Source organism: Chryseobacterium sp. MYb264 (assembly GCF_035974275.1).
Taxonomy (GTDB): domain Bacteria; phylum Bacteroidota; class Bacteroidia; order Flavobacteriales; family Weeksellaceae; genus Chryseobacterium.
The window spans coordinates 4,880,751-4,904,203 of the sequence record NZ_CP142422.1; the positions used below are offsets into that span (position 1 = coordinate 4,880,751).

21 protein-coding genes are annotated in these 23,453 nt (G+C 36.3%); 11 read left to right on the forward strand and 10 right to left on the reverse strand.

Translation table 11 applies throughout. The features are described 5' to 3' along the window. Nucleotides 1–211: 211 nt before the first annotated feature. Nucleotides 212–2,242: a TonB-dependent receptor gene (locus VUJ46_RS21420; RefSeq protein WP_326982685.1), complete on the forward strand. Its 2,031-nt coding sequence runs from the start codon at nt 212–214 to the stop codon at nt 2,240–2,242. Between the two features lies 1 nt (nt 2,243). On the opposite strand, the gene VUJ46_RS21425 is transcribed toward VUJ46_RS21420, so the two are convergent. Next, nucleotides 2,244–3,206, reverse strand: coding sequence for a YpdA family putative bacillithiol disulfide reductase (locus tag VUJ46_RS21425; protein ID WP_326982686.1), 963 nt, complete (start codon nt 3,204–3,206; stop codon nt 2,244–2,246). A 216-nt stretch (nt 3,207–3,422) separates the two neighbouring features. On the opposite strand from VUJ46_RS21425, the gene VUJ46_RS21430 reads away from it, so the two are divergent. Further along, nucleotides 3,423–4,058 (forward strand): hypothetical protein, encoded by a 636-nt coding sequence (locus VUJ46_RS21430; RefSeq protein WP_326982687.1) that lies wholly within the window; start codon nt 3,423–3,425, stop codon nt 4,056–4,058. Between the two features lie 608 nt (nt 4,059–4,666). Continuing rightward, complete coding sequence (locus tag VUJ46_RS21435) at nt 4,667–6,007, forward strand: IS5 family transposase (protein ID WP_326981209.1); 1,341 nt, start codon at nt 4,667–4,669, stop codon at nt 6,005–6,007. A gap of 202 nt (nt 6,008–6,209) precedes the next feature. On the opposite strand, the gene VUJ46_RS21440 is transcribed toward VUJ46_RS21435, so the two are convergent. The 9 genes from VUJ46_RS21440 to VUJ46_RS21480 form a co-directional block, all read right to left on the reverse strand. Then, the gene (locus VUJ46_RS21440; protein ID WP_326982688.1) at nt 6,210–7,514 is read right to left on the reverse strand and encodes a glycosyl transferase family 1; all 1,305 of its coding nucleotides are present in this window, start codon (nt 7,512–7,514) and stop codon (nt 6,210–6,212) included. A 99-nt stretch (nt 7,515–7,613) separates the two neighbouring features. Next, entirely contained in the window at nt 7,614–8,021 is a 408-nt protein-coding gene (locus tag VUJ46_RS21445; protein WP_326982689.1) for a GxxExxY protein, read from the reverse strand. 31 nt (nt 8,022–8,052) lie between these two features. Further along, the gene (locus VUJ46_RS21450; protein ID WP_326982690.1) at nt 8,053–10,587 is read right to left on the reverse strand and encodes a YfhO family protein; all 2,535 of its coding nucleotides are present in this window, start codon (nt 10,585–10,587) and stop codon (nt 8,053–8,055) included. A gap of 33 nt (nt 10,588–10,620) precedes the next feature. Further along, nucleotides 10,621–10,848 carry a hypothetical protein gene (locus tag VUJ46_RS21455; protein WP_326982691.1) on the reverse strand — a complete coding sequence of 76 codons (228 nt, stop codon included), beginning with the start codon at nt 10,846–10,848 and terminating at the stop codon, nt 10,621–10,623. A 157-nt stretch (nt 10,849–11,005) separates the two neighbouring features. Continuing rightward, nucleotides 11,006–12,055 carry a DUF6263 family protein gene (locus tag VUJ46_RS21460; RefSeq protein WP_326982692.1) on the reverse strand — a complete coding sequence of 350 codons (1,050 nt, stop codon included), beginning with the start codon at nt 12,053–12,055 and terminating at the stop codon, nt 11,006–11,008. A gap of 55 nt (nt 12,056–12,110) precedes the next feature. After that, nucleotides 12,111–12,860 carry a 23S rRNA (guanosine(2251)-2'-O)-methyltransferase RlmB gene (gene rlmB / locus VUJ46_RS21465; RefSeq protein ID WP_326982693.1) on the reverse strand — a complete coding sequence of 250 codons (750 nt, stop codon included), beginning with the start codon at nt 12,858–12,860 and terminating at the stop codon, nt 12,111–12,113. Between the two features lie 44 nt (nt 12,861–12,904). Further along, nucleotides 12,905–13,297 (reverse strand): four helix bundle protein, encoded by a 393-nt coding sequence (locus VUJ46_RS21470; RefSeq protein ID WP_326982694.1) that lies wholly within the window; start codon nt 13,295–13,297, stop codon nt 12,905–12,907. Nucleotides 13,298–13,318: 21 nt separating this feature from the next. Continuing rightward, nucleotides 13,319–13,789, reverse strand: a complete 471-nt coding sequence (locus tag VUJ46_RS21475) for a DinB family protein (protein ID WP_326982695.1) — start codon at nt 13,787–13,789, stop codon at nt 13,319–13,321. Between the two features lie 277 nt (nt 13,790–14,066). Then, nucleotides 14,067–15,404, reverse strand: coding sequence for a peptide-N-glycosidase F-related protein (locus VUJ46_RS21480; protein WP_326982696.1), 1,338 nt, complete (start codon nt 15,402–15,404; stop codon nt 14,067–14,069). 240 nt (nt 15,405–15,644) lie between these two features. On the opposite strand from VUJ46_RS21480, the gene VUJ46_RS21485 reads away from it, so the two are divergent. From VUJ46_RS21485 to VUJ46_RS21520, 8 genes are all read left to right on the forward strand, one after another. Then, nucleotides 15,645–16,937 (forward strand): hypothetical protein, encoded by a 1,293-nt coding sequence (locus VUJ46_RS21485; RefSeq protein WP_326982697.1) that lies wholly within the window; start codon nt 15,645–15,647, stop codon nt 16,935–16,937. Between the two features lie 341 nt (nt 16,938–17,278). Further along, the gene (locus VUJ46_RS21490) at nt 17,279–18,283 is read left to right on the forward strand and encodes an AAA family ATPase (protein ID WP_326982698.1); all 1,005 of its coding nucleotides are present in this window, start codon (nt 17,279–17,281) and stop codon (nt 18,281–18,283) included. Beyond that, nucleotides 18,283–18,735 carry a GNAT family N-acetyltransferase gene (locus tag VUJ46_RS21495; RefSeq protein WP_326982699.1) on the forward strand — a complete coding sequence of 151 codons (453 nt, stop codon included), beginning with the start codon at nt 18,283–18,285 and terminating at the stop codon, nt 18,733–18,735. Before VUJ46_RS21490 ends, VUJ46_RS21495 begins: the two co-directional genes overlap by 1 nt. Before the next feature lie 45 nt (nt 18,736–18,780). Next, on the forward strand, nt 18,781–19,644 hold the full coding sequence (locus tag VUJ46_RS21500) for a DUF58 domain-containing protein (RefSeq protein WP_326982700.1): 864 nt from the start codon (nt 18,781–18,783) through the stop codon (nt 19,642–19,644). 74 nt (nt 19,645–19,718) lie between these two features. Further along, the gene (locus tag VUJ46_RS21505) at nt 19,719–20,615 is read left to right on the forward strand and encodes a BatD family protein (protein WP_326982701.1); all 897 of its coding nucleotides are present in this window, start codon (nt 19,719–19,721) and stop codon (nt 20,613–20,615) included. Continuing rightward, nucleotides 20,608–21,600 carry a vWA domain-containing protein gene (locus VUJ46_RS21510; protein WP_326982702.1) on the forward strand — a complete coding sequence of 331 codons (993 nt, stop codon included), beginning with the start codon at nt 20,608–20,610 and terminating at the stop codon, nt 21,598–21,600. The genes VUJ46_RS21505 and VUJ46_RS21510 overlap by 8 nt, the downstream gene beginning before the upstream one ends. A gap of 5 nt (nt 21,601–21,605) precedes the next feature. Further along, nucleotides 21,606–22,613 (forward strand): vWA domain-containing protein, encoded by a 1,008-nt coding sequence (locus VUJ46_RS21515; protein WP_326982703.1) that lies wholly within the window; start codon nt 21,606–21,608, stop codon nt 22,611–22,613. An 86-nt stretch (nt 22,614–22,699) separates the two neighbouring features. After that, on the forward strand, nt 22,700–23,443 hold the full coding sequence (locus tag VUJ46_RS21520; RefSeq protein ID WP_326982704.1) for a tetratricopeptide repeat protein: 744 nt from the start codon (nt 22,700–22,702) through the stop codon (nt 23,441–23,443). The last annotated feature ends 10 nt before the right edge of the window (nt 23,444–23,453 follow it).

Here is a 23,453-nt window from a genome sequence, read left to right on the forward strand (position 1 = left end):
ACTCGTTCGTTCCTCACTCGCACCGGCTCCTTTGTCGCCGCCCGACGCATCCCTCACGCGAGGCTCGTCATAGAGACAAAGAAAGTTTTGTTTAACGAGAAGCCTCAGGAAACCGTGTCAAGGTTCAAAACCTTGACACGGTTTTTTCATAAACACAAATTTTAATCATCAATACAAAGGAAAAAGAATAGTTTTTGCTATGGTGTAGTCAATGAAAAAACTATATTTTCTACTTTCTTTATTTTCCGCATCCATATTATTCTCTCAGCAAAGAGATTCTGCAACGTTGATTTCAGAAGTACAAATAGATGCCTATAAAAAACCGACCGCATTTGTTTCATCCACAAAATCAGTATCCGTTATTGCAGAAGATCTGCTGAACCAGAATACGCCCGAAAGACTATTGGAATCATTCAACCAGATTGCAGGTGCAAGAATGGAAGAACGTTCACCGGGAAGCTACCGGATTTCCCTTCGCGGAAGCACGCTGAGATCGCCTTTTGGAGTTCGGAACGTGAAAGTCTATCTCGATGATTTTATTTTGTCAGATGCCTCCGGAAATACGTATTTCAATATCATTTCCCCGGAATTGATTAATAGAATGGAAGTGTATAAAGGTCCCGAAAGTGGAGATTACGGAGCTGTAACAGGAGGAACTGTTTTACTTCAGACCCGGAATTCGGATCAAATTTCAGCAAATCTTTCTACAGGAAGCTACGGAATGTTCAATCAGAGTTTTAATGTTTCAAAAAAGATAGGAAGACATTTCTTTGAGGTCTTTCAAAATTATTATCAGACCGATTCTTATCGGGAGCAGTCGAAAATTCAGCGAAAGCAGATTTTTCTTAAAGATTATTTTCAGTATTCTGAAAAAGGATTGTTAAAGGCAATGATGCTGTATTCCGATTTACATTACCAGATACCGGGAGGCTTAACGCTGGAGCAGATGCAGCTTAACAGAAAGCAGGCAAGACCATCTACAGCAATGATGCCTGGTGCGAAAGATCAAAATGCAGGAATTCGTAATAAAATGATCCTCGCAGGGCTTTCACATGAGTTTCATTTTAATCAGGATTTTTCTCATTTCATTTTGGTTCAGGGTTCTTATGTAGATTTTGAAAACCCTTTTATCACCAATTTTGAAAATCGTTTTGAGAGTAATTGGGAAATCCGGACTCATTTTAATTATGAAAAAAAGTTCAATGCCATTTCTTTGGCCTACCGACTGGGTTTTGAAGGCGGAATAAATAATATAATCGTTAAAAACTTTGATAATAATCGGGGAGTAGCCGGGAATCCACAAAATTTCGATCACCTTAAAAATATTTCAGGATTTTATTTCTTTTCACAAAAGCTGAATGTAGGTGAAAAATTGTTTACAGATATTTCAATCAGCTTAAATTCCAATTCTTATGATTGGGAAAGGACATATCCGCGAACGGAAAACGGCAATGTCCATTTTAAAAATCAGTGGCTTCCGAATGTCGGACTGACCTATCTTTTCGCCAAAGGGTTTTCACTTCGGGGCAAACTCGGAAAGGGAAATTCAGCACCAACTAATGAAGAAATCCGTTCTTCCAATCAGCAGTTTAATGCCAGTCTTCGTCCTGAATATGGCTGGAATAAGGAAATTGGAGTACGTAAACAATTGGGAAATTCTATTTTTTTAGAAGCAGCTTATTTTGATTTCAGAATGAAAGACGCCATCGTCAGAAGGCAAAATGAAGCAGGGCAGGAGTATTTTGTAAATTCAGGAGAAACCGCTCAAAAAGGGGTAGAGGTATTATTAGAATCTAAAATATTCACCCTTAAAAATGATATTTTCAGCAGTTTTAAGTTTAGGTTTTCGGGAAGCTTTTATGATTTTAAATTCAGAAATTATCAGCAAAATGAAAATGACTTTTCCGGAAACAATCTGACCGGAGTTCCGAAAACAACCATCAACAGTTTACTGAACTTTACTTTCTTCAGGAAACTGGCGGTTGATTATTCCCATTTTTATACTTCAAAATTTCCGTTAAATGATGGAAATTCGGTGTGGTCAGATCCCAGTTGCGTAGGGAATATCCAGTTCCGGTTTCCTGTTGACCTTGATAAAACGAGGCTGAATCTATCATTGCAGATTCAAAATCTTTATAATACGGATTATGTATCGGGATTTGATATCAATGCTTTTGGAAACAGATACTATAATCCTGCTGCAAAACGGAATTTTATATTGGGTGTCAGGGTTGATTTTTAAATCATTTCGAAAGAATATTTCCGATAATCATCCTCGCATGAATTCTCGAGTTTTCTATAAACCACAAATGAGTATCTTTTCCACCACAAACTACACCCGCTAAGTACAAATTCTGAATATTGGTTTCCATGGTTTCCGGATGATAAACCGGATTTAGGCAATCTCCCTGCAGGTCAATTCCGGAGTTCGTTAGGAAATTAAAATCGGGTAAATAACCTGTCATGGCTAAGACAAAATCATTCTCAATTTCTTGGATTTCTCCATTTTCATTTTTAAAAATAACAGACTCTTCTTTAATTTCAATGATTTCTGAATTAAAATGAGCTTTGATGCTTCCTTCAGAAATACGATTTTCAATATCAGGTTTTACCCAATATTTCACATTGTTGGAAATCTCGGAATGACGTACGATCATCGTTACATCCGCTCCTTTTCTATAGGTTTCCAAGGCTGCATCCACGGAAGAGTTACTGGATCCCACCACTACAATTTTCTGCTGCGCATAAGGGTAGGGTTCCGTATAATAATGCTTTACTTTAGATAAATGCTCTCCGGGAATATTCATCATATTTGGAATGTCGTAGAATCCTGTAGAGATAATCACATGTTTAGCGTAATATTTTCCTTTAGAAGTTGTCACCTCGAAAATATCATTTTCTTTCGCAACTTTTTCTACCTTTTCGTAAAGATTGATATTGATATTTCGCTGTCTTGCAATGCCCTGATAATATTCTAAAGCTTCCTGCCTGCCGGGTTTCGGAGCTGTCGAAATAAATGGAATATCATCAATTTCCAGTTTTTCGGCTGTTGAGAAAAACCTCATATACAAAGGATAATGATACAAAGAATTGACAATAGTTCCTTTTTCTATGATTAAGTAGGTCAGATTATTTTTTTTTGCTTCCAGTGCACAATTCAGCCCGATAGGCCCTCCGCCGATAATAAGAATATCCAGAATTTCCATGGCACAAAAGTACAAAAAACCGACAATCTAAGGGCTTTCCGGCAAATGCAAAAAACTATAAGTCCCATAAGTAAACTCTATTTCTTCTCCAAAAATTCACTTCTCTACTCCAAAACGCTCTACCCCTAAAAAACTCAAACCCTCCGATTATCAAATGCGATCTCCCTCAAACGTGGCATTGGATTTGGTGAATTATTATCTTAGAAATTGTAAAATATGAAAAAAATAATTGTATCTCTACTCATTCTCAGTGTGGTTGCCTGTAAGAAAAACCCGGATAAGTTTTTGGATGATAAAACAGATTCAACTTTGGTAAAAACAGATAGTACGGCCACGGTTTCAACAATTGCCAATAAAGAAGCGGCTTTAAAACAGATCAATGGTGATGTTGTACAAAGTTTAAAAGACAAAGATTATAAAAGATTTGCAGATTTTATTCATCCGGAAAAAGGGGTTCGGTTTTCGATGTATGCGTTTGTAGATCCAAAAGAAGATAAACAGCTTTCAAAAGCCGATTTTATAAAATATCAACCGACCAAAACACTTTTTACCTGGGGCGCCATGGATGGTTCCGGAGATCCTTATAAAGCAACGATTAACGATTATCTTACCAAATGGGTCTATTCAAAAGATTTTGTGACGGGGCAGGTTTCGTTTAATGAATTCCAGGGAGGGGGGAATTCTCTGAATAATTTAAAGCAAATATATCCAAAAGCCGATTTTACCGAAAACTTCATCAAAGGTTCCGAAGCCAACTCTGAAATGGACTGGAAATGCTTACGTTTTGTCTTCGAAGAATTTGAAGGGAAATATTATCTGGTTGCCGTAATCAATGATCAGTGGACGATTTAGTAAATATTGAAATTCAAAGGATGGGAGCCGGAAGCTTGAAGTGGGAAGTTTTTTTCAGCATTACGAATGATGAACATCATTAATGACAGGAAATAATACCGTTTAATTTTGAAATTTCCATTATATTATTTACCCCTTTCAGGATGGTAACATCATTGAATACGTATACATCGGGTTTCAACCGACGCTACTCATATTTAACCCCTTCGGGGGTTTTTAAACCTGAGTTCGATCCATAAAATATTAGACCAGATCAAGAGGGACGGGCTTCAGCCCGTCTAAAAAAGATGACACTCCTGGAGGCTTTAGCCGAAATCGATAATCAATTTGTATCAAAGTCTCTATTTGATTTAGGATTTTATCATTGGGCTGAAGACATGCTATTGGCTTATGTGTTAACGATTTTAAAATCAATATTTTAAATTATTTATTTCAATCGAACTCAGGTTTTAAGGTAAATTCAAAAAGAAAACAGTATAATTATTAATTAGTCATTCCTTAAAAACCAAGTAATATTTTGATTATCAGTTTTATGCACTTATATTTCGTAAAAAATCGTTGTAAAAAATTGCAATAAATTGTATTTTTAGGATATAAAAAGTGGCAAAATGTTAGGCAAAATAAGAGAGGATTTACAGCAGAATTTATTCAAGACCAGGCTTACGGAGCTTATTAATATGGAGCATCCGGTGGTAAAATTAGCTGGGGAGATTTCCTGGGATAAAATGGAGTCAGAGTTTGAGAAATTATTTTCAGAAAACGGAAGACCTTCTATTGCTATCCGTAAAATAGCAGGAATGCTTTTGCTCAAGGAAATGTTTAAAGAAAGTGATGAAAGTGTAATAGAGAGATGGATTGAGAATGCGTATTGGCAATATTTTACCGGAGAAACCTTTTTCCAGACAGAGCAGCCTTTCGATCCGAGCAATTTTGTACACTTCAGAAAAAGAATTGGAGATAAGGGTTTGGAATTTCTTTTGGGACAAAGCGTTTCTCTCCATCCCAAAGCCAAAACAGAAGATGAAGTTCAGGTAGATACGACGGTTCAGGAGAAGAACATTACCTTTCCTACCGATGCCAAATTAGCAAAAAAAGTAATCGACAATTGTAGAAAAATAGCAGAAAAAGAGAGCGTTGTACAAAGACAAAGCTACAGAAGAGTGAGCAAACAATTATTGCGGGACGCTTTTTTTGGACATCATCCCAGAAGACAGAAGAAGGCAAAAATGGCGAGGAAAAAGCTCAGGACGATTGGTAAAAGAGTTCTTCGGGAATTGGAAAGAAAACTTCCTAAAGATGTTTTGAAAGGCTACGAAGACGTTTTTAAAATTTACCTTAAAGCACTCACCCAAGAACGTACCACGAAAGATAAAATTTACAGTCTTCACGAGCCACAAGTTGCGTGTATTGCGAAAGGAAAATCGGGAAAAGCATACGAGTTTGGGACAAAAGTAGCAGTAGTAAGAGGTCGGAAAACAGGGATCATCAGCTCGGTAAAGAGATTTTCTGGCAATCCTCACGATAGTAAAACTCTTGAAGAATCATTGGCACAGAGTGAGAGGGTAAGAAAATCCGTTGGCGGAACAAGACCTACGAAAGCCACTACAGACAGAGGATTTAAAGGAATCAAAGAAGTGGAAGGAACAGCAATTTTGCTTCCCGCAAAAAAAGAAAAAACAAAATATGGGCAACAAGTAGCCAGATTAAGATTCCGGGCAAGAGCAGCCATAGAACCTTGTATCTCTCATTTAAAAAGAAACCACTCCTTAGGATTAAACTTCCTGAAAGGAGTGGCTGGAGATATTAATAATGCATTATTAGCAGGGATTGGATACAATTTGAAGATGAGATTGAATCAAATCAAACAACAAATTCTTCTTTGGCTCGAACTTGTTCTCCGAATCTTTTTAGGCAAATATAATTTTCAAAGTCAAAAAACAGCTTTTTAAGGAGCGACTAATTATTACTAGCAACGTCTATCTATCTATCTATCTATCTATCTATCTATCTATCTATGGCGTTTAGCTCAAATAATAAAACACTTCGACAGGCTCAGTATGGCAGTCCTAATACTAAACATTCAGTATTAAAATTGTCAGGCTGAGCTTGTCGAAGTCTTTTTTAATGCAAAATATTTGATTTTAAAGTTAATTAACCTAAAACTTCAACCAACTTTTTAGTTAAATTCCTCCTTGAAAACTGATCAATATTCTCTGTGTTTTCCGAAAGATTACCACTCTTCCACAGATCAAATTTTTCTAAAATAAACTCTTTTATGTTTTCAGAATCTGTATAAGAAAAATGCTTTCCGGAATTCGTTTCATCTAAAATTTTAGAAACATCCGCCTGATCCGGACCGAAGGAGATAATTTGTTTCCCCGTTGCCAGATATTCAAATATTTTTCCGGGAATAATTCCTTTGGAAGATTCATTAGGGAAATTGGTGATCAGTAAAAGTGAAGAGTTTGCCATTTCGTCAATGGCTTTGTCATGAGATAAATATCCTAAATTGACAATATTGTTTTTTACACTTGAACTCTCAATTTCTCGTAAAATTTTATCATCAATTCTTCCAACAAATTTTAAACTGAAATTATCGGCAAAATCAGTGTTTGTTTTTACTAAATCATTTAGTGCTTTCCAAAGATTTTCAGGATTTCTCAATTGCTCTAGAACTCCGATATAACTTAGAGTGAACTTGGGTTTGAGGGTTTGAGGGGTTGAGGTTTTTAGAGTTTTTGTGTTTGCGTCTGTTTCGTCAAAACCGTTGGTGATGCAAATGGCATTTGCTCCGTTTTTACGGAAATTTTCTGCATCGGTATAGCTTGTCGCTAAAGTAATATCTGCAGTTTTGAAAACATCACTTTCAAGCTGACGATGTTTTTTATCTGAACTTTTAGTGAGTTTTAAATGTTTATAATAAGAAATTTCTGTCCATGGATCACGGAAATCGGCAATCCATTTTAAATTCGGAAGTTTCTTTTTTAAATGTAAACCAATCAGATGCAAAGAATGCGGCGGCCCTGAAGTAACCACAACATCAATTTTATTTTCCTGCAAATATTTTTCTAAAAACTGAGTGGAAGGTTTTACCCAAAAAACTCGCGCATCGGGAATAAAAAAGTTGCCTCTTACCCAAATCGAAAGTTTAGATTTCCAATTTTGATTTTTCCCAACATCAAACTGTCCCGCTTTAAACTTTTTATTACTTTTATTAAGTTTTTCAGCCAGTTGATAAGGTTCCCAAATCTTGGTTTTTACTATTTCAAGATCTTTAGGAACATCTTTCATCAGGCTTTCATCCAACAAAGGATAGCTCGGATTTTCTGGGGTAAAAATGATCGGTTTCCAGCCGAACTCAGGTAAATATTTTGCAAACTTCAACCACCTTTGAACACCAGGACCTCCCGCAGGAGGCCAGTAATAGGTGATGATTAAGATTTTTCTTTGTTCCATTATTTTTTTTAGCCGCAAAAGAAGCAAAAGATTATTGTTTGTTTTTAGTTTTTCAAAAGAAAGTAATATAGTGTAGTTATTTATTAACTATTTAAAAACTTAATCATATTGATCAAAATATTTATTTATAAAAGTTTCCTGCCCAAAATGATAAATGTTTTTTACATTAAAATTCACTAAAATACCTTTAGGAACTTTTAGTACATTCATATAATTAAGGATTTGAGATTTGTGAATTTCTAAAAGATAAGAGACTGATTTTATTTCGAGAACAATTAAATTTTCAATTAAGAAATCACATTTAAAATCACAATGTAAATATTCATCTTTATAAATAACTGGTATTACAAATTCAGATTTATATTCAAAATTTCTTAATTTAAATTCTTTTTCTAAAGCTTTATGATATACTATTTCAGATAAACCAGTACCTAAAATTTTATGGACTTCAATGCAAGCACCATTTATTTTATAGGTAAGATCTGTAATATATTTTTGAGTAATCATTTAAACAAAGCTTTTTTTAACTTTTGAATTACTAAATATTCTCTGCTTTACTTTTGTCTCTTTTGCGGTAAAGAAAATAAATTCCAAAGCCGCTTAACGCAATGAATAAACCGAAGCAAAGAAGCGAGATCCATTTTCCTTTTTCAATCACTTCCGGTTCAAAGATCATTCTGATACTGTGATTTCCAGCAGGAACGTGAACGGCACGAAGCAAATAATCTGCTTTGATGTAAGGAACTTCTTTTTCATCCACAAACATTTTCCAGCCATGAGGATAATAAATCTCTGAAAATACAGCCAATTGCGGAGTTTTAGATTGAGATTTAAATTCTAATTCGTTCGGTTGGTATTTCGTTAAATTAATGAAAGCGGTAGAATCTGCCTGCACCGTCTTTCCATTGAAATATTCTTTGTCTGCAGCGGAAATCACCGCTGTTTTTTTATTATCAATATCGCCAATCGCCTTAATTTCCTGATTGGGAGTTTCTACAAATTTCAGGTCGCTTACAAACCATGCATTTCCGTTGGCTTTAGGATTGGGAACAACCTGTGGCTGCTCCGGTCCACCGAAGATCATGTATTTTGTATTTAACAAATTTAGGATTTTCGGAGTTTTCACACTATCCATACTGGAAAGGTATTCATTCAGTAAATCGTCGTATCTTCTCAGTTTCACCGCGTGATAACCACCAATCGAAGCTTTGAAATAAGAGGTATTGGTTTCGCTTGTCGTTCCTAAAGTCTGGTTGTAGATTCTGTAGTGCTTTTTATCTTTATCGGCGATGGTTTCCAAAGTTTTATTAATGTTTACCGTCGATAGAATAGATTCTAAATTGGGGTTACCCTGAACTTTTTCAACCAATAATTCTGAACTTTCCGTTTGAAAAGGATTTTCAGCAAAGATCTTGTCTACATAATTATCATCATTCAGATACCGTTTATTTACCGTCCATAAATCAAATAAACTTACCACTCCGATAATGACTAAAGCGATGTTCTGACTTAATTTCTGTTTTAAAACCATAAATAAAGCTGCCGCTGCAATCGCAACGTAAATAAATGCTTTAATAGCATCTATTCTAAACAGTTTGAATCTTTCATCCACTAAATAATCCAGCAGGAAAGGAGGGAAGTATGTTTTTTCGTTTTCTGTGTGGAAACCTAGTAAAGATTTCCCTAAAACTAAAAGAATTAATAATAAACCTAATGTTCCACCGCTAACATATATCAGGATTTTCTGCTTGTATTCCTGAGTCAGTTTTTCATCGGTGAAAAACCGGTAAAGCCCCACTATCGCGATTAATGGGAATAATAATTCCACAACTACCAATATCGAAGAGGGTGCTCTGAATTTGTTATAAAAAGGGACGAAATCAATAAAGAAATCCGATAAAGGCATAAAGTTGCTACCCCAAGCCAGCAAAATGGTCAAAATAGACGCTCCTAAAACCCAGTAACGGTATTTTTTCCAGGCAAAAAAGAATCCTAAAAGTGCTAAGAAACAAACAATGGCTCCCTGATAAGCAGGTCCGGAAGTTCCCGGCTGATCGCCCCAATAGGTTACTCCACTGAATCCTTTAGAGATCCTGTCCATCTCAGCCTGCGAACCTACATTTTCCTGAACGAGTTCCTGAACTCTGTTCATCATCTCTTTACCTTCAGGTTCCTGACTTCCGCCACCCATTAATCTCGGAATGAACAGGTTTAGTGTTTCCAACTGTCCGTAGCTCCACATCAGCATACTTTCTTTATCCATCCCGGAATTTCCTTCTGTATGACTGTCGTTGGTTAAAATTTGCTTTCCACGAACGGTTTCTTTTACATATTCAGAATTGGCCATGATCCTCTGAGAATTCATACCAACTCCGATGATAGCTGAAGCAGCGATAATTCCTGAAGAAATTAAAAAATGCTTCATTGGTGTTTTTTTCTGAATCGCTCTGATCAGTTCAGATAAGAATAAAAATCCTAAAGCGATGAAAAGATAGTAGGTCATCTGCGGATGGTTGGCCGCAATCTGAAGCCCCATAAATAGAGTGGTGACAATAAATCCCCAGATATAACTTTTCCTGATATACACCAGTAAAATTCCGGCTAAAAGTGGTGCGAAATACTCAATGGTATTTACTTTTCCGTTGTGTCCCGCTGCAATAATAATGTAAAAATAAGTGGAAAGCCCGAAAAAGGTTGCTCCGAGAAGCGCATATTTCCAGTTTCTGACTGCCACCATTCCCAAAAGGAAGAACCCGGCAAAAAGTAAAAAAAGATAATTAACCGGTCTTGGAAGAAAGTTCAGGTAGCTGTCGACCTGCTTGATGATATCGCCCTCGAAGCGGCTTCCCATCTGATAAGTGGGCATTCCCCCAAACATGGAATCACTCCAGTAGGTTTCTTTTCCGTAGTTTGCTCTATAATCTAAAAGCTCTTTGGCACCCCCTCTGTACTGAACGATGTCGTGCTGGAAAAGCTGTTTTCCTGAAAAAACAGGAGTGGAATATAAAAATGCTAAAACTATAAATACAACTAATGAAATTGCAATATATATTAAGTTTTTATTTTTCGCCATGTTAATGGTTATTATCTTTTTATTTTTCTGGTTTTACCTTTTGTCTTTGGTTTCTTTTACCTCTTCATAGTCCACAGTTTCTGCGTCCCACTTTAAATTTTGATTGGTACTCTTGTTCGAGTGTATATCCTGCTGACTGTTATTCTGATTGTTGTTATTAAACCTGTAACTGTAAAAGGTTTTAAAGAAAATTCTTTTCAGAATATTCCACACAAAAAAAATAATAATCGCGGTAAGTACCAACTCAAGAATGTACTTCATAATTTTTTATTTTGTTTAAAGTTGAGGGAATCTGGTTTTTAGTTGCTGGTTTATAGTTGATAGTTGTTGGTTTTTAGTTTAATATAAACATACAAACTCTAAAACCCTCAGACTCTCAAACCCAATAACCTCTTCACTCAAAAACCTCCCTTTTCTCTTATTTTCCTGACGGATTTACCATGACAGAAGAATTAGAAACACTTTTCATGGACTGAGATTGTTTTCCGTCTGAAATGGTTTCAATCTGCGTTGTTTTTACGCTGATGTTCTGATTGGTGATCCATCCTGTATTTTCGTCAAATTTAATGGTTCCGTTTTGTGCCAGTTCGCTACTCAGACTGTGCGTAATCCCTCCATCGGTTTTCTTTTCAGTCTTTTTAGGAATCCCCCCTGTCACAGAAATTTCAGCCACGCCGTTTCCTAGGCTTTTCAAAACATAGTTTGAAGTTACCTTTACAGAACCGCTCGGGTCTGCATTTTCAGAGTTAGACCATTTTTCACCCACTTTTACTCCTTTTTTAGGAATAATCGTCAGATTTTTGCTGAATTGATCTTTTAGTACTTTTTCGTTAAAGCTTTCTTTAAGACTGGCAACTACGCTTTCTCTCTGGTTTTTATCTTTTACCACTGCGCTCAGAGACTTAGAAACTTTTGCATAAACGGCATCAAAACCTGTGATCGAAATTACATTTCCTTTCGTATCCATTTTCATGTCCAGCTTATTTCCTGTAAGAGCTTTGTTGATGTTCCAGATCATTTTAAGATCATCTTCCTTCGGTTCAGGCAATTTCGTATCAACAATAAGCGTTTTTCCCTGTGCAGATTGAGAATTTCTTTTTCCGACAAGATTTAAGGTCATGTCATATACATTTCCTTTGATATCATTTACAGTGAAAGACATTTCGTCTGTTGCTTCACTTGTTCCGTTCATGGTTTTTCCCTGAGGATCCGTCATTGTTTTGGTATCTCTCTGATACGTTGTTAAAGGATAGGTTTTTCCTTTTTCCAATTTAAAACTTTGAGTAATCACACCCGCTGAATCCTTGATCGCAGGATTGGCCTCTACTTTTGCTACAGAATCAGCCGGAACTTCTACGGTTACCGTTTTTCCTGTTTTCGGATCTACTTTTGTTACTTTTGCCGTTTCTTTTTTACAAGAAACCAAAGCCATTGTTGAGATAAGTGCTACCGCTGCAATATTTTTCATTTGAATTTTTTTAATTTTATTTTTACTACTTTTTCTTAATAGGTTTTCTGCAATATTATGGATTCGGAGCTGCAGTTATTTTCTGTCTTACTGCTTCATATAAAATCGCTCCACATGCTACAGAAACGTTCAGAGACTGAGTTTTACCTTCAATCGGAAGTTTTATTTTTTCATCCGCATGATGAAGGACTTCTTTAGAAATTCCCGTTTCCTCGTTACCCATTACAATGGCGCAAGGCTCTTTGAAATCAACATCATAAATCATTTTTTGAGCCTTTTCACTGGCTGCAAATACAGAAATTCCGCTTTGCTGAAGAAAATCAACCACGTGAGCCAGATTCGGTTCTTTACATATTTTAATATTATAAAGGGCTCCTGCTGAAGTTTTTATAGCATCAGAATTAATTGGGGCTCCTCCTTTCTCAGGAATAATGACGGCATCTACTCCTACGCATTCTGCAGTTCTGCAAATCGCTCCGAAGTTTCTAACGTCTGTTAATCTGTCCAGGATCAATAAAAACGGAGTTTTTCCTTCTTCAAATAATTGCGGTACAATATCTTCGATCTTGTGAAAAGGAACATCCGAAATAAATGCAACGACACCCTGGTGATTTTTTCTTGTAAAACGGTTCAGTTTTTCAACCGGAACATAGTTGGGACGGATTTTATTTTTGGCTAGAATGGTCTTCAATTCTGCATAAATATCCCCCTGTAATGCATTCTGCACGAAAACCTTGTCGATTGTTTTTCCTGCTTCAATAGCTTCAATTACGGGACGGAGCCCGAAAATAAAATCGTCTTTCATTGAGTAAGTTTTATATTTAAGGTTCAAAGTTTAATGTTTCAAGCTTAAGGCTTGTACTTTGTTCCTTTTAAATCTGTTATATTTAAATATTTAATAAATGAAGCAATTTTCTTGCTTAATAATTCTGTTTTTTCTTTTAAAGCTTCAAATTTTTCCTCTGAAATAAAATTCCTGCCAAAAACCCGATATAGTTGTGATCTTGTTTCTCCGCAAGATGCTTTGGCAATTGATAAAAATTGAATAAATTCTCTGTTGCCGTTTCTTTCAAATCCCTCCGCGATGTTGTCCATAGTTGATCCCGAAGAACTATCTATTTGATTACAAAGTTTAAAATTATTTTTGAGATTGGTAAATTGTATGATTTGATAGATTTCATTACACAATTCACGTGATAATTTCCATATTTCTAAATCTTCACATCTATTGATTGTTGCCATAAACCTTGAATTTTAAACAAACTAATATTTTTCCCCTAAAATCGCTCTTTTCTGTGCCATTGCATAGCCATAATGCAGGCTTTCATGCATGTTGTTGAAGATAATCGCATCCTGAATACTTTTAAGATCCATTCCAAAACTTGTGGTGTAGGGGGTGTAATCTGAAAAGAAATCGCTGTCATAATCCTTCATTAATATCTTTGAGGTTTCTGTCAGTAAAAACTCAAGATCTTCCACTTCTGACTTCTGAACATCCAAATTAGGAAGAGTTCCTTTTTTGTAAGTCTCAATCCAGTATTTATCAATTCTGAACGGGTTCCCGCTCAGGTAATAGTGCAAAAGCTGCTGAGTGGCAACCGTATGGGCGATATTCCAGTAAATATTATTATTAAAACCGTCCGGAATCAGCAGAAGATCTTCATGTGAAGTGTTCTGTAAAATTTCCAAAAGGTTTCTTCTTACTTGTCTGTGAGCTTGAAAATGATAATTCATTTTGCAAAATTTTTAATCACCAAAAATAGTTTAATAAACTGGAAATGACAATTTTTTAGGCCTGAGATTGGTGTGGAAATTATTCACCACAGTATTTTTCAAAGAGATAAATGTTAAAGAAACTTTTCCCGATTCCTATCTTTAGGCAGGAAATTTTGTTAAAATGAATACGATACAAATTTTAAATAAATTTTACTTAAAACACGGTGAAATAAAAATACCTCCCTTGAATTGTGTTCAAAAAGAGGTATTTGATTATTTGAGGATATTCTTTTCCTTATTTTTTAACGATCTTATGTTTAAAAGAAGTTCCGTCTTTCAGTGCAATATCCAGAATATAGATTCCTGCGTTAAAGGCAGAAATATCAATTTTATTTTCTTTGTAACTTTCAGACACTTTTCTTCCGTCAATGCTGTACACTGCTATTGATGCTACATCCACTGCTGATTTTATGTTTACGTAATCAGAGGTCGGGTTAGGATAAATACTTACATCCACCGTCTTTATATCTTTAACATTCAGGTTGGTGCTGCTTTTGCCCTGCATGTATACTGATAGGTATACTTCTCCTTGCTGCTGGTTGAACACAGCAGTCGGAATTGTATGTTTTAAAGTGTGATTTCCGGCAGTCATATTAGCTACTGTAAATTCTCTTACAGGAACGGAATTTCCAGGGCACCAGTTGTTCCAGGCGGTCCAGCTTGCAAAAGACTGCGGGGTGGTTCCGTAGATGCCGTTACCTTGTGTGTTGTACACACGGTATGGTTCACAGGAGATTCCTCCCGGTTTATAAGTCAGCACCTGTATATCATCAATATAAGTGTAATTCTGTCTTCTCACATATTCTTCACCACCACTGTTGGCTCCGTGAGGAGTGGAGATAAGTGAAAAACGTGCATCGGTTACAGCCGCGGGTAAATTGAAGGTTATCAGTCTTACCGTTTCGCCAGGCGAGTCGGTACTGTCGTAATTATTAACTCTGTTATAGCTAAGTAAAGGGGTAAGATGGTTATAATCAGTGGGAGTTGCTCCTACGTCCGTTGAGAAGAAGTTAAGTGTTCCCGAGAAAACATCATTTCTTCCTGAACATCCGCTTACCTGTGTATTGGCTGCATACGGAACGCCAAAAACATCAAGTTCCATGTACATATCATATGTACTGCGAAGTGCTGTATCATGGAAAATACTGTATAAATTGCTTAAATTATAAGTAAACGGTACTTCCAGCGGAGCACGGTTTTTATTCATGAATGGGGTAATGTATCGGGCTACTTCAATTCTTTTTACATTGGCGTCATCCATCGTGTAGCTTGCTTGGTTCTTAGGAACTAATGCTAAAAAAACTTCTCCTAGTCGGTCGTAATTATCACAGAGTGCACCGATGGTAACTCTCATGGCAATTTTCGCTTTAAAAGAATCCAGTTCAGCGTCTGCAAGTTTCCTTGCATATCTTGTGTTTCCCAATCTTATCAACCCGGGAGGAACCGGAGTAGATACCGTTGCTGCATAACCATCATAATAAGTTGCCTGCGACATAAGGTTTAATGCTGTCGTGGTTTGTGATTGGAAAAGTCCTGCAGATAACAGACTCAGAAAAAGTATTTTTTTATACATGCTATTGGTATTTGTTTGCAAATGTATTGAAATATGTATTTAAATTCAATATTTAATATTTATTTTTCAATAAAAATAATTTTTTAATGATTATTGTTTAAATTCGTCCGATATTTTTACTCTTTTATTTTTGAAATATTAATAATGTTTAATACTTTTGGAGGAATTATTATGATTTCCTCTTAAAATATAAAATTTAATGCTAAATTATTAATATATCCCCTATTGAATTTATTAACTATGAAAAGATCTTTACTTTTATTATTACTACTGACATCGCTTGCATTGTGTGCTCAGATTAATCTTAACATTACGAGTACCGCTGTCGGAACAGCTCCGGTAAGTAGTTTTTTTTCTTACTCCTATGTACAGCAAATCTATACCCGACAGGAGATTAATGCTAATGCTGCTGGAGATATTACAGGTTTAACGTTTTATGTAGATCCGTCGGTCACTCTTAATGATTCCTCTAACTGGACGGTTTATCTGGGTCATACCTCAAAAATTTCTTTTACATCGGGTACAGACTGGGTTCCTTCTACTCAGCTGACTCAGGTCTTTTCAGGTAATGTGACGAGGAATAATAATAAAGTGGAAGTTAGTTTTACAGTGCCTTTTGCATATAATAATACAGATAATTTACTGATTGCGGCAAAAGAGAATGCTCCGAGCATTGATATCAATAATTTTGATGAAGTCTTTAAAGTGTATTCGCATATTCCGTATTCTACGCTTTTCTATAAAGGTGATCAGGCTGTGGTGGATGTTGCTTCCCCACCGGGAGGGATCAGGGCAGATTATAAATCAGCCGTTACTTTTGCGGGATTAACATCAAATACTACGCCTGCTTGTGCAAGTATTTATTATCCGATAAGTGTAACGCAATTGTATTCTTTGTCTCCAAACATTAAGTGGGCGCCAGAGTACGGAGCAAATTCTTATAAAATTTCAGTAGGAACGACTCCTGGAGGAACGGATGTTATCAATCAGCAGTCATTAACGGGAACAAATTATACCCTGCCAAATGCTCTGAATCGCGGAACGACTTATTATATTAAAGTTTCCTCTGTATCTAATGGAATTGAATCTTCTGGTTGTACAGAGTTGGTATTGGCTATTCCGCCGGCTCCGGTAAATGACGCTTGTTCCGGTGCGTTACTAGCTTCCACTTTCCCTTATTCATATACACAGAATGATGCGATATCTGCAACCAATAATTCCGGAAATATCGCGGTTTGTGCGGATGCTATGAATGATGGGCTTTGGTTTAAACTCATCGGGGATGGCAGTCAGTATAAGATCACGGTTATCATGCCGGCCGACAGCCCTTTTGATCCTCAGCTGGATGTGTATGCAGGTACCTGTTCCAGTCTTTCATGTGTGGCAAATGTTGATAACTACGGTGCTGCAACAGCGGAAACAGCGACTATAACAACTACTGCCGGGGTGGAATATTATATCAATGTGGGATCTTATGAAGAAACTGTTGATGTACCGGAAAGTTTATTTAATATTACCATTAACAAGCTGTAATAAGTACTTTAAAAGAATTAATTCTCTGTTTTTATTGAAATAAAATACTGAGGATTAGTCTATTATATTTTCTCTATTTTCTTTCATTTACTTAGTTTAAGAAATAAATAAATTGAACGCTACGAAATTTCGTAGCGTTTTTTTTTGTTGTGTAAACTGAGCTTTTTTATAGCTCTGATTCTTTTATAAAATGTGATTGTTGAAACAGCCATTCAGCTTAGCGGTTCTGAATCTCGCATCAAACTCGAAATATTTAACAAACTTTAACTCAAAAATAGCATTCATTGTGTTGATTAATGCAAGTATTTATTGGAAATTTACCCATCATTTTAAATTAAGCTATGTCAGAGATCAATCAAGCTGAAGATATCCGTCAATTGACGGAACAGGTAAAAGAAGCAAATTACTTTTTTTCTCTTCTGAGACAGGAAATCAATAAGGTTATTATTGGGCAGGAATATATGATAGACCGCCTATTGGTAGGGCTTTTAGGGAATGGTCACGTTCTTTTGGAAGGCGTTCCCGGCTTGGCTAAAACCTTGGCGATCAAAACTCTGGCAGACGCTGTTCATGGTGAGTTTTCAAGAATTCAGTTTACGCCCGATTTGCTTCCTGCTGATGTTGTAGGAACAATGATCTATAATGTAAAAGACAACGATTTTTCGATAAAAAAAGGTCCTGTTTTTGCCAATTTCGTATTGGCGGATGAGATCAACCGTGCGCCTGCAAAAGTGCAATCTGCTCTGTTAGAAGTAATGCAAGAAAAGCAAGTAACCATCGGTGATGAAACAATGAAACTTCCTAAACCATTTTTGGTATTGGCAACTCAAAACCCAATCGATCAGGAAGGTACTTATCTGTTACCGGAAGCGCAAAGTGACCGTTTTATGCTGAAATGCACGATCGATTATCCAAAATTTGAGGATGAAAGAGCCGTAATGAGAATGGTTTCAACATCACATCAGCCGACTGTAAAACCAGTGATTTCACTTGAGCATATTGTGGCGGCAAAAGAATTAATTAATCAAATTTATCTTGACGAAAAGATCGAAAAATATATTCTGGATATGGTGTTTGCAACACGTTTTCCGGAAAATTACGGTCTTTCTGAATTGAAAAATTATATCAGCTTTGGAGCTTCTCCGAGAGCGTCTATTAACTTGGCAATCGCTTCAAGAGCACACGCATTTTTAAAAGGAAGGGCTTTTGTAATTCCTGAAGATGTAAAAGAGCTGGCAAAAGATGTGCTGAGACATAGAATTGGTTTAACGTTCGAAGCTGAAGCTGAAGAGATCTCATCAGAAGAAATTGTTAACAGAATTTTAGCTAAAATCCAGGCTCCGTAATGAGTGAAGTGATCATTAGAAAAGCGGTTCAGGAAGATTGTGCTCCAATGTTGGAGCTAATCAAAGAATTGGCTGATTATGAAAAAGCGTTGCATGAAGTAACCTTAACTTTGGAGCAATTCATTGAAGACGGATTCGGAAAATCGCCTGTTTGGGGAGCTTTTGTAGCCGAATTTAATGAAGAAATCGTTGGGATTTCTTTATATTATGACAGATATTCAACCTGGAAGGGAAGAAGATTGTATCTGGAAGATTTGGTAGTGACAGAAAAATTAAGAGGAAAACAAATTGGAAAGAATTTATTTGAAGCAACGATAGAACACGGAAAATCTAATCAATACAGCGGAATGGTTTTTCAGGTCTTAAACTGGAACGAGCCGGCCATTAATTTCTACAAAAAATACAGTCCGAAATTTGATGATGAATGGTTTAATGTTTCAATTGAGTTTTAAGTTATAAATTTCCTGCAAACTATCATCTAAAACCTGCAACCTAAAATGAAAATAAAAGATATTGTAAAAAAAGTCAAGCAAATAGAAATTCGAACTCGCAAGAAGACGGAGGCTACACTGATGGGGCAATATCACAGTGCTTTTAAAGGACAGGGGATGACTTTCTCGGAAGTTCGTCCTTATCAGTTTGGAGATGAGATCCGCAGAATCGACTGGAATAAAACAGCGCGTTTCCGCGAACCTTTTGTAAAGGTAATGGAGGAAGAAAGAGAGCTGACGATGATGTTGGTTGTCGATATTTCTGCCTCAATGGATTACGGAACAAAAACTCAGTTGAAAAGAGAATATGTTGCAGAAATCGCTGCAAGTTTAGGATTTTCAGCGGCAGGAAATAATGATAAAGTGGGATTGATTTTATTTGCGGATAAAGTCTATAAAGTGATTCCGCCACAAAAAGGGAGAAAACATATTCTTTCTATTATCAGTACTATTTTAATGGCAGATTATGTTCCTGCAGTTTCAAAAATCGATAAGGCGATGGAGTACATGATGGGAATTTTCAAGAGGAAATCTTTGGTTTTTCTTTTCTCTGATTTTGAAGATGAATATGATTCCAAAATGTTGAGAGTGGCTTCCAAAAAACACCAATTGCTGGGAATGAGAATTTTCGATGAAAAGGATAATGAAATTCCAGACGTTGGTTATACCTTATTATATGATGCCGAAACGGGTAAGCAGGTTTGGGCAAATACTTCAAGCGCAAGATGGAGGTACACTTTTGCAGAAGCTCAGAAACAGAAAATAAGAAATTTGGAAGAGGATTTTGCCAACAGTTCGGCAAGTTTTATGAATATTAATACAGGGGAAGATTATTCAAAATTGTTGTATAATTATTTCCAGAAAAAATAAAAAACGGGAGCGTATCAACAGGAATTGTTGAAGCTCTGGATTTCAGACTTTAAACTTTGAATCATTAATTAAAATTGAAAAAATTATTATTTATATTTTGCTGTTTAATCTGTGTGAATGTTTTCTCACAGATACTTTCTTCCACCGTTGATAAGAAAACCATTGCTTTGGGAGAAGTAAACAGAATGGTGATCACGATCAATAATCTTCATAATGAAGACGTTTCGGCTGCTCCAAAAAATGAGCTGTTGCCTTTTCATTTTGAAGAAACCAAAGACAGTATTGCCCAGAATCCGGATATTTATTACCGAAGTATTGAATTTGCAGTGTATGAGGAAGGAAAATTTACGATTCCTGAGCTCGAATTTAAAGTAGGCAGTAAAATTTTAAAAACCATTCCTTATGAAATTGATGTCATTAATACGGCTCAGAAAAATGATCCTATTCATGACATTATGAAAAATAAAGAGCTTAAGCTGGAGGCCACAGATTATTGGGAGCTTTATAAGTTTTATATTTTGGGTGTCATTGCTGTTATCTGCTTAATCATTGCGATCTTTATGATCATCAAATGGGGTAGGAAGTCAAAAAGCTCACCGGTTGTAACCACCAATCAGACACTGAAAGAACTGGACTCACTGAAAAAGAAAAAATATGTGGAGAGCGGAAATTACCGTTCCTTCTATGTGGAACTTATCGATATTTCCAGGAAATTCATTACCCAACAATACCATTTACCGGCAGATGTTCTCTTAACGGATGATTTAGTTGATTTAATGAAAAAAAATAATACGATCTCTCAGGAAAATGAAAAGGTGGTGGAAGAGGTGTTTGTGAGAGGGGATTTGGTAAAATTCGCCAAGACCATTCCTGATAATAACATCATGGAAAAAGATTTTGCTGATATCAGAGAGTTTGTAAAAAGATCTTCTAAAGATCTAGAATTTGAAAACTTAAGAAAAGATGTTTAATTTTGAGTTTTATAGTCCATGGTTTTTAGCGCTTTTTCTCCTTTTTATACCTTTATTTATTAGAGATATAAGCCGATGGAAAACGAAAGGGATTAAAGTTCCGACCGTTAAGAATATGGAAACAAGCAGTGGAATTCTGCCTGTCCTTTTTTTACTGAAGTTATCAAAGTATATTATACTTTCAGCACTTATTGTTGCGATGGCACGTCCGCGTACGTTTACCATTTCTCAGGACAGAGATGATACCAAGGGAATTGATATTATGCTTTCTGTAGATGTATCACTGAGTATGCTGGCTAAAGACCTGACGCCGGATCGGTTAACTGCACTTAAGGATATTGCCATAAAGTTTGTTAATAAGCGTCCCAATGACCGTTTGGGGCTGGTGACCTATTCAGGAGAAGCGTTTACCAAAGTTCCGGTGACCTCGGATCATCAGGTGGTTGTTGATGAGCTTAAAAATCTCAATCCGTTGGAGCTTCAACCCGGAACGGCCATTGGTGAGGGGCTTTCCGTTGCTGTTAATCATCTTAAAAACAGCAAGGCGAAGAGTAAAATCATTATTTTAATGACAGATGGGGTGAACACGATTGAAAATGCAATGCCTGCGCAGGTAGCTGCCGAATTGGCAAAAAGTAACGGAATCAAAGTCTATTCGATAGGGATTGGTACCAATGGATATGCTTTGATGCCCACTCAAACCGACATTTTCGGAGATTTGGTTTTTACGGAGACTGAAGTGAAAATAGATGAACCTATTTTACGGGAAGTAGCAGAGATGACGGGTGGAAGATACTTTAGAGCAACTTCAAACAGTAGTTTGGAAGAGGTATATAATGAAATTAATCAATTGGAGAAATCGGAGATTAAGGTTTCTAAATTATATAATTACGAGGAGTATTTTAAAATCTTTCTTTGGATCGCGTTAGGAATGCTGTTCTTTGATGCGTTACTGAGATGGGTGATCTATAAATTTTTAAGCTAATGGTAATGGATTGGTATTTAGGGAATTATTGGTACTTATTGTTGCTGTTGCTTTTACCGCTGCTGGCTGTTTTGTTAGTACATTATCTGAAATGGAAGAAAAAGAAAAGAAAGATTTTTGCGGATGATAAGTTTCATGAAGATTTATTTGAAAAGAAATCGTGGTTTACGAAGTTTTTTCCGGGATTATATCTGTTGGGAACATTATTCTTAATTTTTTCCATTATTGATCTGCTTAATGGTTCTGAAGAAGTAAAGACCAATCAGAAATTAAATAATGTCATCTTCATGCTGGATGTTTCCAATTCGATGAATGCTGAAGATATTGAACCCAGTCGTCTAACGGAAGCAAAAAATCTGATGATCAATACCATGCAGAAGATGAAGAATGACAAAGTGGGTATTGTGATCTTTGCAGGGGAAGCAACCTCTATAATGCCTCTAACAACGGATTACAGCTCTGCAGAAACCTATATCAACGGGATTGAAACCAATTCGATGCAGATTCAGGGAACTGATTTTCTGAAAGCAATGCAGGCTGCCGCTGATAAATTTAAAAATGTAGCAAAAGGGTCTAGAAAAATTGTTTTGCTGAGTGATGGGGAGGATAATGAAGGAAAAGATGATGCTGCGATAAGACTGGCCAATAAAGAAGGGATTACGGTAACCTCAGTGGGAGTCGGTACCGAAGAAGGGGCACCGGTTCCGGAATATGTATTTGGACAGTTAATGGGGTATAAATCGGATGCTGCCGGCCAGACAGTCATCTCCAAAAGGCAGACCGAAGCACTTAAAAAAATGGCAGAATCCACGGGGGGAAGTTATATAGATGGAAATAATATCAGCGAGGCTCCCGAAAGAATCATGGATGCGTTAAGCAGAAAGCAATCTTCGGGAACAACACTGGTGAAATCCCAGAATGCCAATCACTACTACCAGTATTTTCTGGCGGTATCGATATTCTTTTTCTTGCTTATCTTCCTTATCAACCCTAAAAGAGATTTTAATGTCTGATTTCTTTACTATATATAAGGATTTTAACCCAACTTTAACAAATAAAACGCTGTTTCTTAACAATTAAAGGAATAATTTTGCACAGTATGAATACTAAAATCATATTTTTATCGTTAATATTTGCTTTTACGTTCTCGGGATTGCTTTTTGGGCAGAACCATTACAGAACATTAGTATTCGAAGGCAATCAAAAATTTAATGCTAAAGATTATGATGGTGCGTCTGCCAAATACTTTGAAGCCATAAAGTCCAATAGAAAAGATTTTACAGCTCATTATAACCTGGCCAATGCACTATATAAAAGTAAAAAATATGAAGAAGCTAAGACCGAATTTGAAAGAGCACAGAAACTGGCTCAGACCATTCCGGATAAGGCCGCAGCGCTTCATAATATGGGCAATACTTATATGCAGCTGAATCAGCCTGAAGAGGCCGCAAAATTTTATAAGCAATCCCTGAAACAAGATCCCTACAATGAGGCTACCAGAAAAAACTATGAAATCGCTAAATTGAAGGAAAAAGAAAATCAACAAAAAAAACAGCAGAACAACTCAGGTAAAGGAGGCGGTGGCAACGACCAAAAACAGAATGATGATCAAAAAGGAAACCCGAATGATAAAAACCAGAATCAGGGAAGCGGTAAGCAGAACCAGGGTGAAAGTCAGCAGGGAAAAGATCCTAATCAGAATCAAAATAATGAAGGCAAAATGCCTAAAGATCTCGAAAACGCAATTCTAAATAAAGTAAGCGAAAAAGAAAGAGAAACCGCCAGAAGAATTTTGAACAAAAATTCTTATTCGATGCCTGAGAGCAACGAGAAAGATTGGTGATGCATCACAA

What these genes read in the sequence shown, in the direction of transcription:
- VUJ46_RS21500 (WP_326982700.1), top strand. Translation starts at nt 18,781, where the DNA reads ATGAAAATAAAAGATATTGTAAAAAAAGTCAAGCAAATAGAAATTCGA.
- VUJ46_RS21480 (WP_326982696.1), bottom strand. Translation starts at nt 15,404, where the DNA reads ATGTATAAAAAAATACTTTTTCTGAGTCTGTTATCTGCAGGACTTTTC.
- VUJ46_RS21470 (WP_326982694.1), bottom strand. Translation starts at nt 13,297, where the DNA reads ATGGCAACAATCAATAGATGTGAAGATTTAGAAATATGGAAATTATCA.
- VUJ46_RS21490 (WP_326982698.1), top strand. Translation starts at nt 17,279, where the DNA reads ATGTCAGAGATCAATCAAGCTGAAGATATCCGTCAATTGACGGAACAG.
- rlmB (WP_326982693.1), bottom strand. Translation starts at nt 12,860, where the DNA reads ATGAAAGACGATTTTATTTTCGGGCTCCGTCCCGTAATTGAAGCTATT.
- VUJ46_RS21515 (WP_326982703.1), top strand. Translation starts at nt 21,606, where the DNA reads ATGGATTGGTATTTAGGGAATTATTGGTACTTATTGTTGCTGTTGCTT.
- VUJ46_RS21445 (WP_326982689.1), bottom strand. Translation starts at nt 8,021, where the DNA reads ATGATTACTCAAAAATATATTACAGATCTTACCTATAAAATAAATGGT.
- VUJ46_RS21510 (WP_326982702.1), top strand. Translation starts at nt 20,608, where the DNA reads ATGTTTAATTTTGAGTTTTATAGTCCATGGTTTTTAGCGCTTTTTCTC.
- VUJ46_RS21475 (WP_326982695.1), bottom strand. Translation starts at nt 13,789, where the DNA reads ATGAATTATCATTTTCAAGCTCACAGACAAGTAAGAAGAAACCTTTTG.
- VUJ46_RS21455 (WP_326982691.1), bottom strand. Translation starts at nt 10,848, where the DNA reads ATGAAGTACATTCTTGAGTTGGTACTTACCGCGATTATTATTTTTTTT.
- VUJ46_RS21460 (WP_326982692.1), bottom strand. Translation starts at nt 12,055, where the DNA reads ATGAAAAATATTGCAGCGGTAGCACTTATCTCAACAATGGCTTTGGTT.
- VUJ46_RS21450 (WP_326982690.1), bottom strand. Translation starts at nt 10,587, where the DNA reads ATGGCGAAAAATAAAAACTTAATATATATTGCAATTTCATTAGTTGTA.
- VUJ46_RS21420 (WP_326982685.1), top strand. Translation starts at nt 212, where the DNA reads ATGAAAAAACTATATTTTCTACTTTCTTTATTTTCCGCATCCATATTA.
- VUJ46_RS21485 (WP_326982697.1), top strand. Translation starts at nt 15,645, where the DNA reads ATGAAAAGATCTTTACTTTTATTATTACTACTGACATCGCTTGCATTG.
- VUJ46_RS21425 (WP_326982686.1), bottom strand. Translation starts at nt 3,206, where the DNA reads ATGGAAATTCTGGATATTCTTATTATCGGCGGAGGGCCTATCGGGCTG.
- VUJ46_RS21440 (WP_326982688.1), bottom strand. Translation starts at nt 7,514, where the DNA reads ATGGAACAAAGAAAAATCTTAATCATCACCTATTACTGGCCTCCTGCG.
- VUJ46_RS21520 (WP_326982704.1), top strand. Translation starts at nt 22,700, where the DNA reads ATGAATACTAAAATCATATTTTTATCGTTAATATTTGCTTTTACGTTC.
- VUJ46_RS21435 (WP_326981209.1), top strand. Translation starts at nt 4,667, where the DNA reads ATGTTAGGCAAAATAAGAGAGGATTTACAGCAGAATTTATTCAAGACC.
- VUJ46_RS21430 (WP_326982687.1), top strand. Translation starts at nt 3,423, where the DNA reads ATGAAAAAAATAATTGTATCTCTACTCATTCTCAGTGTGGTTGCCTGT.
- VUJ46_RS21495 (WP_326982699.1), top strand. Translation starts at nt 18,283, where the DNA reads ATGAGTGAAGTGATCATTAGAAAAGCGGTTCAGGAAGATTGTGCTCCA.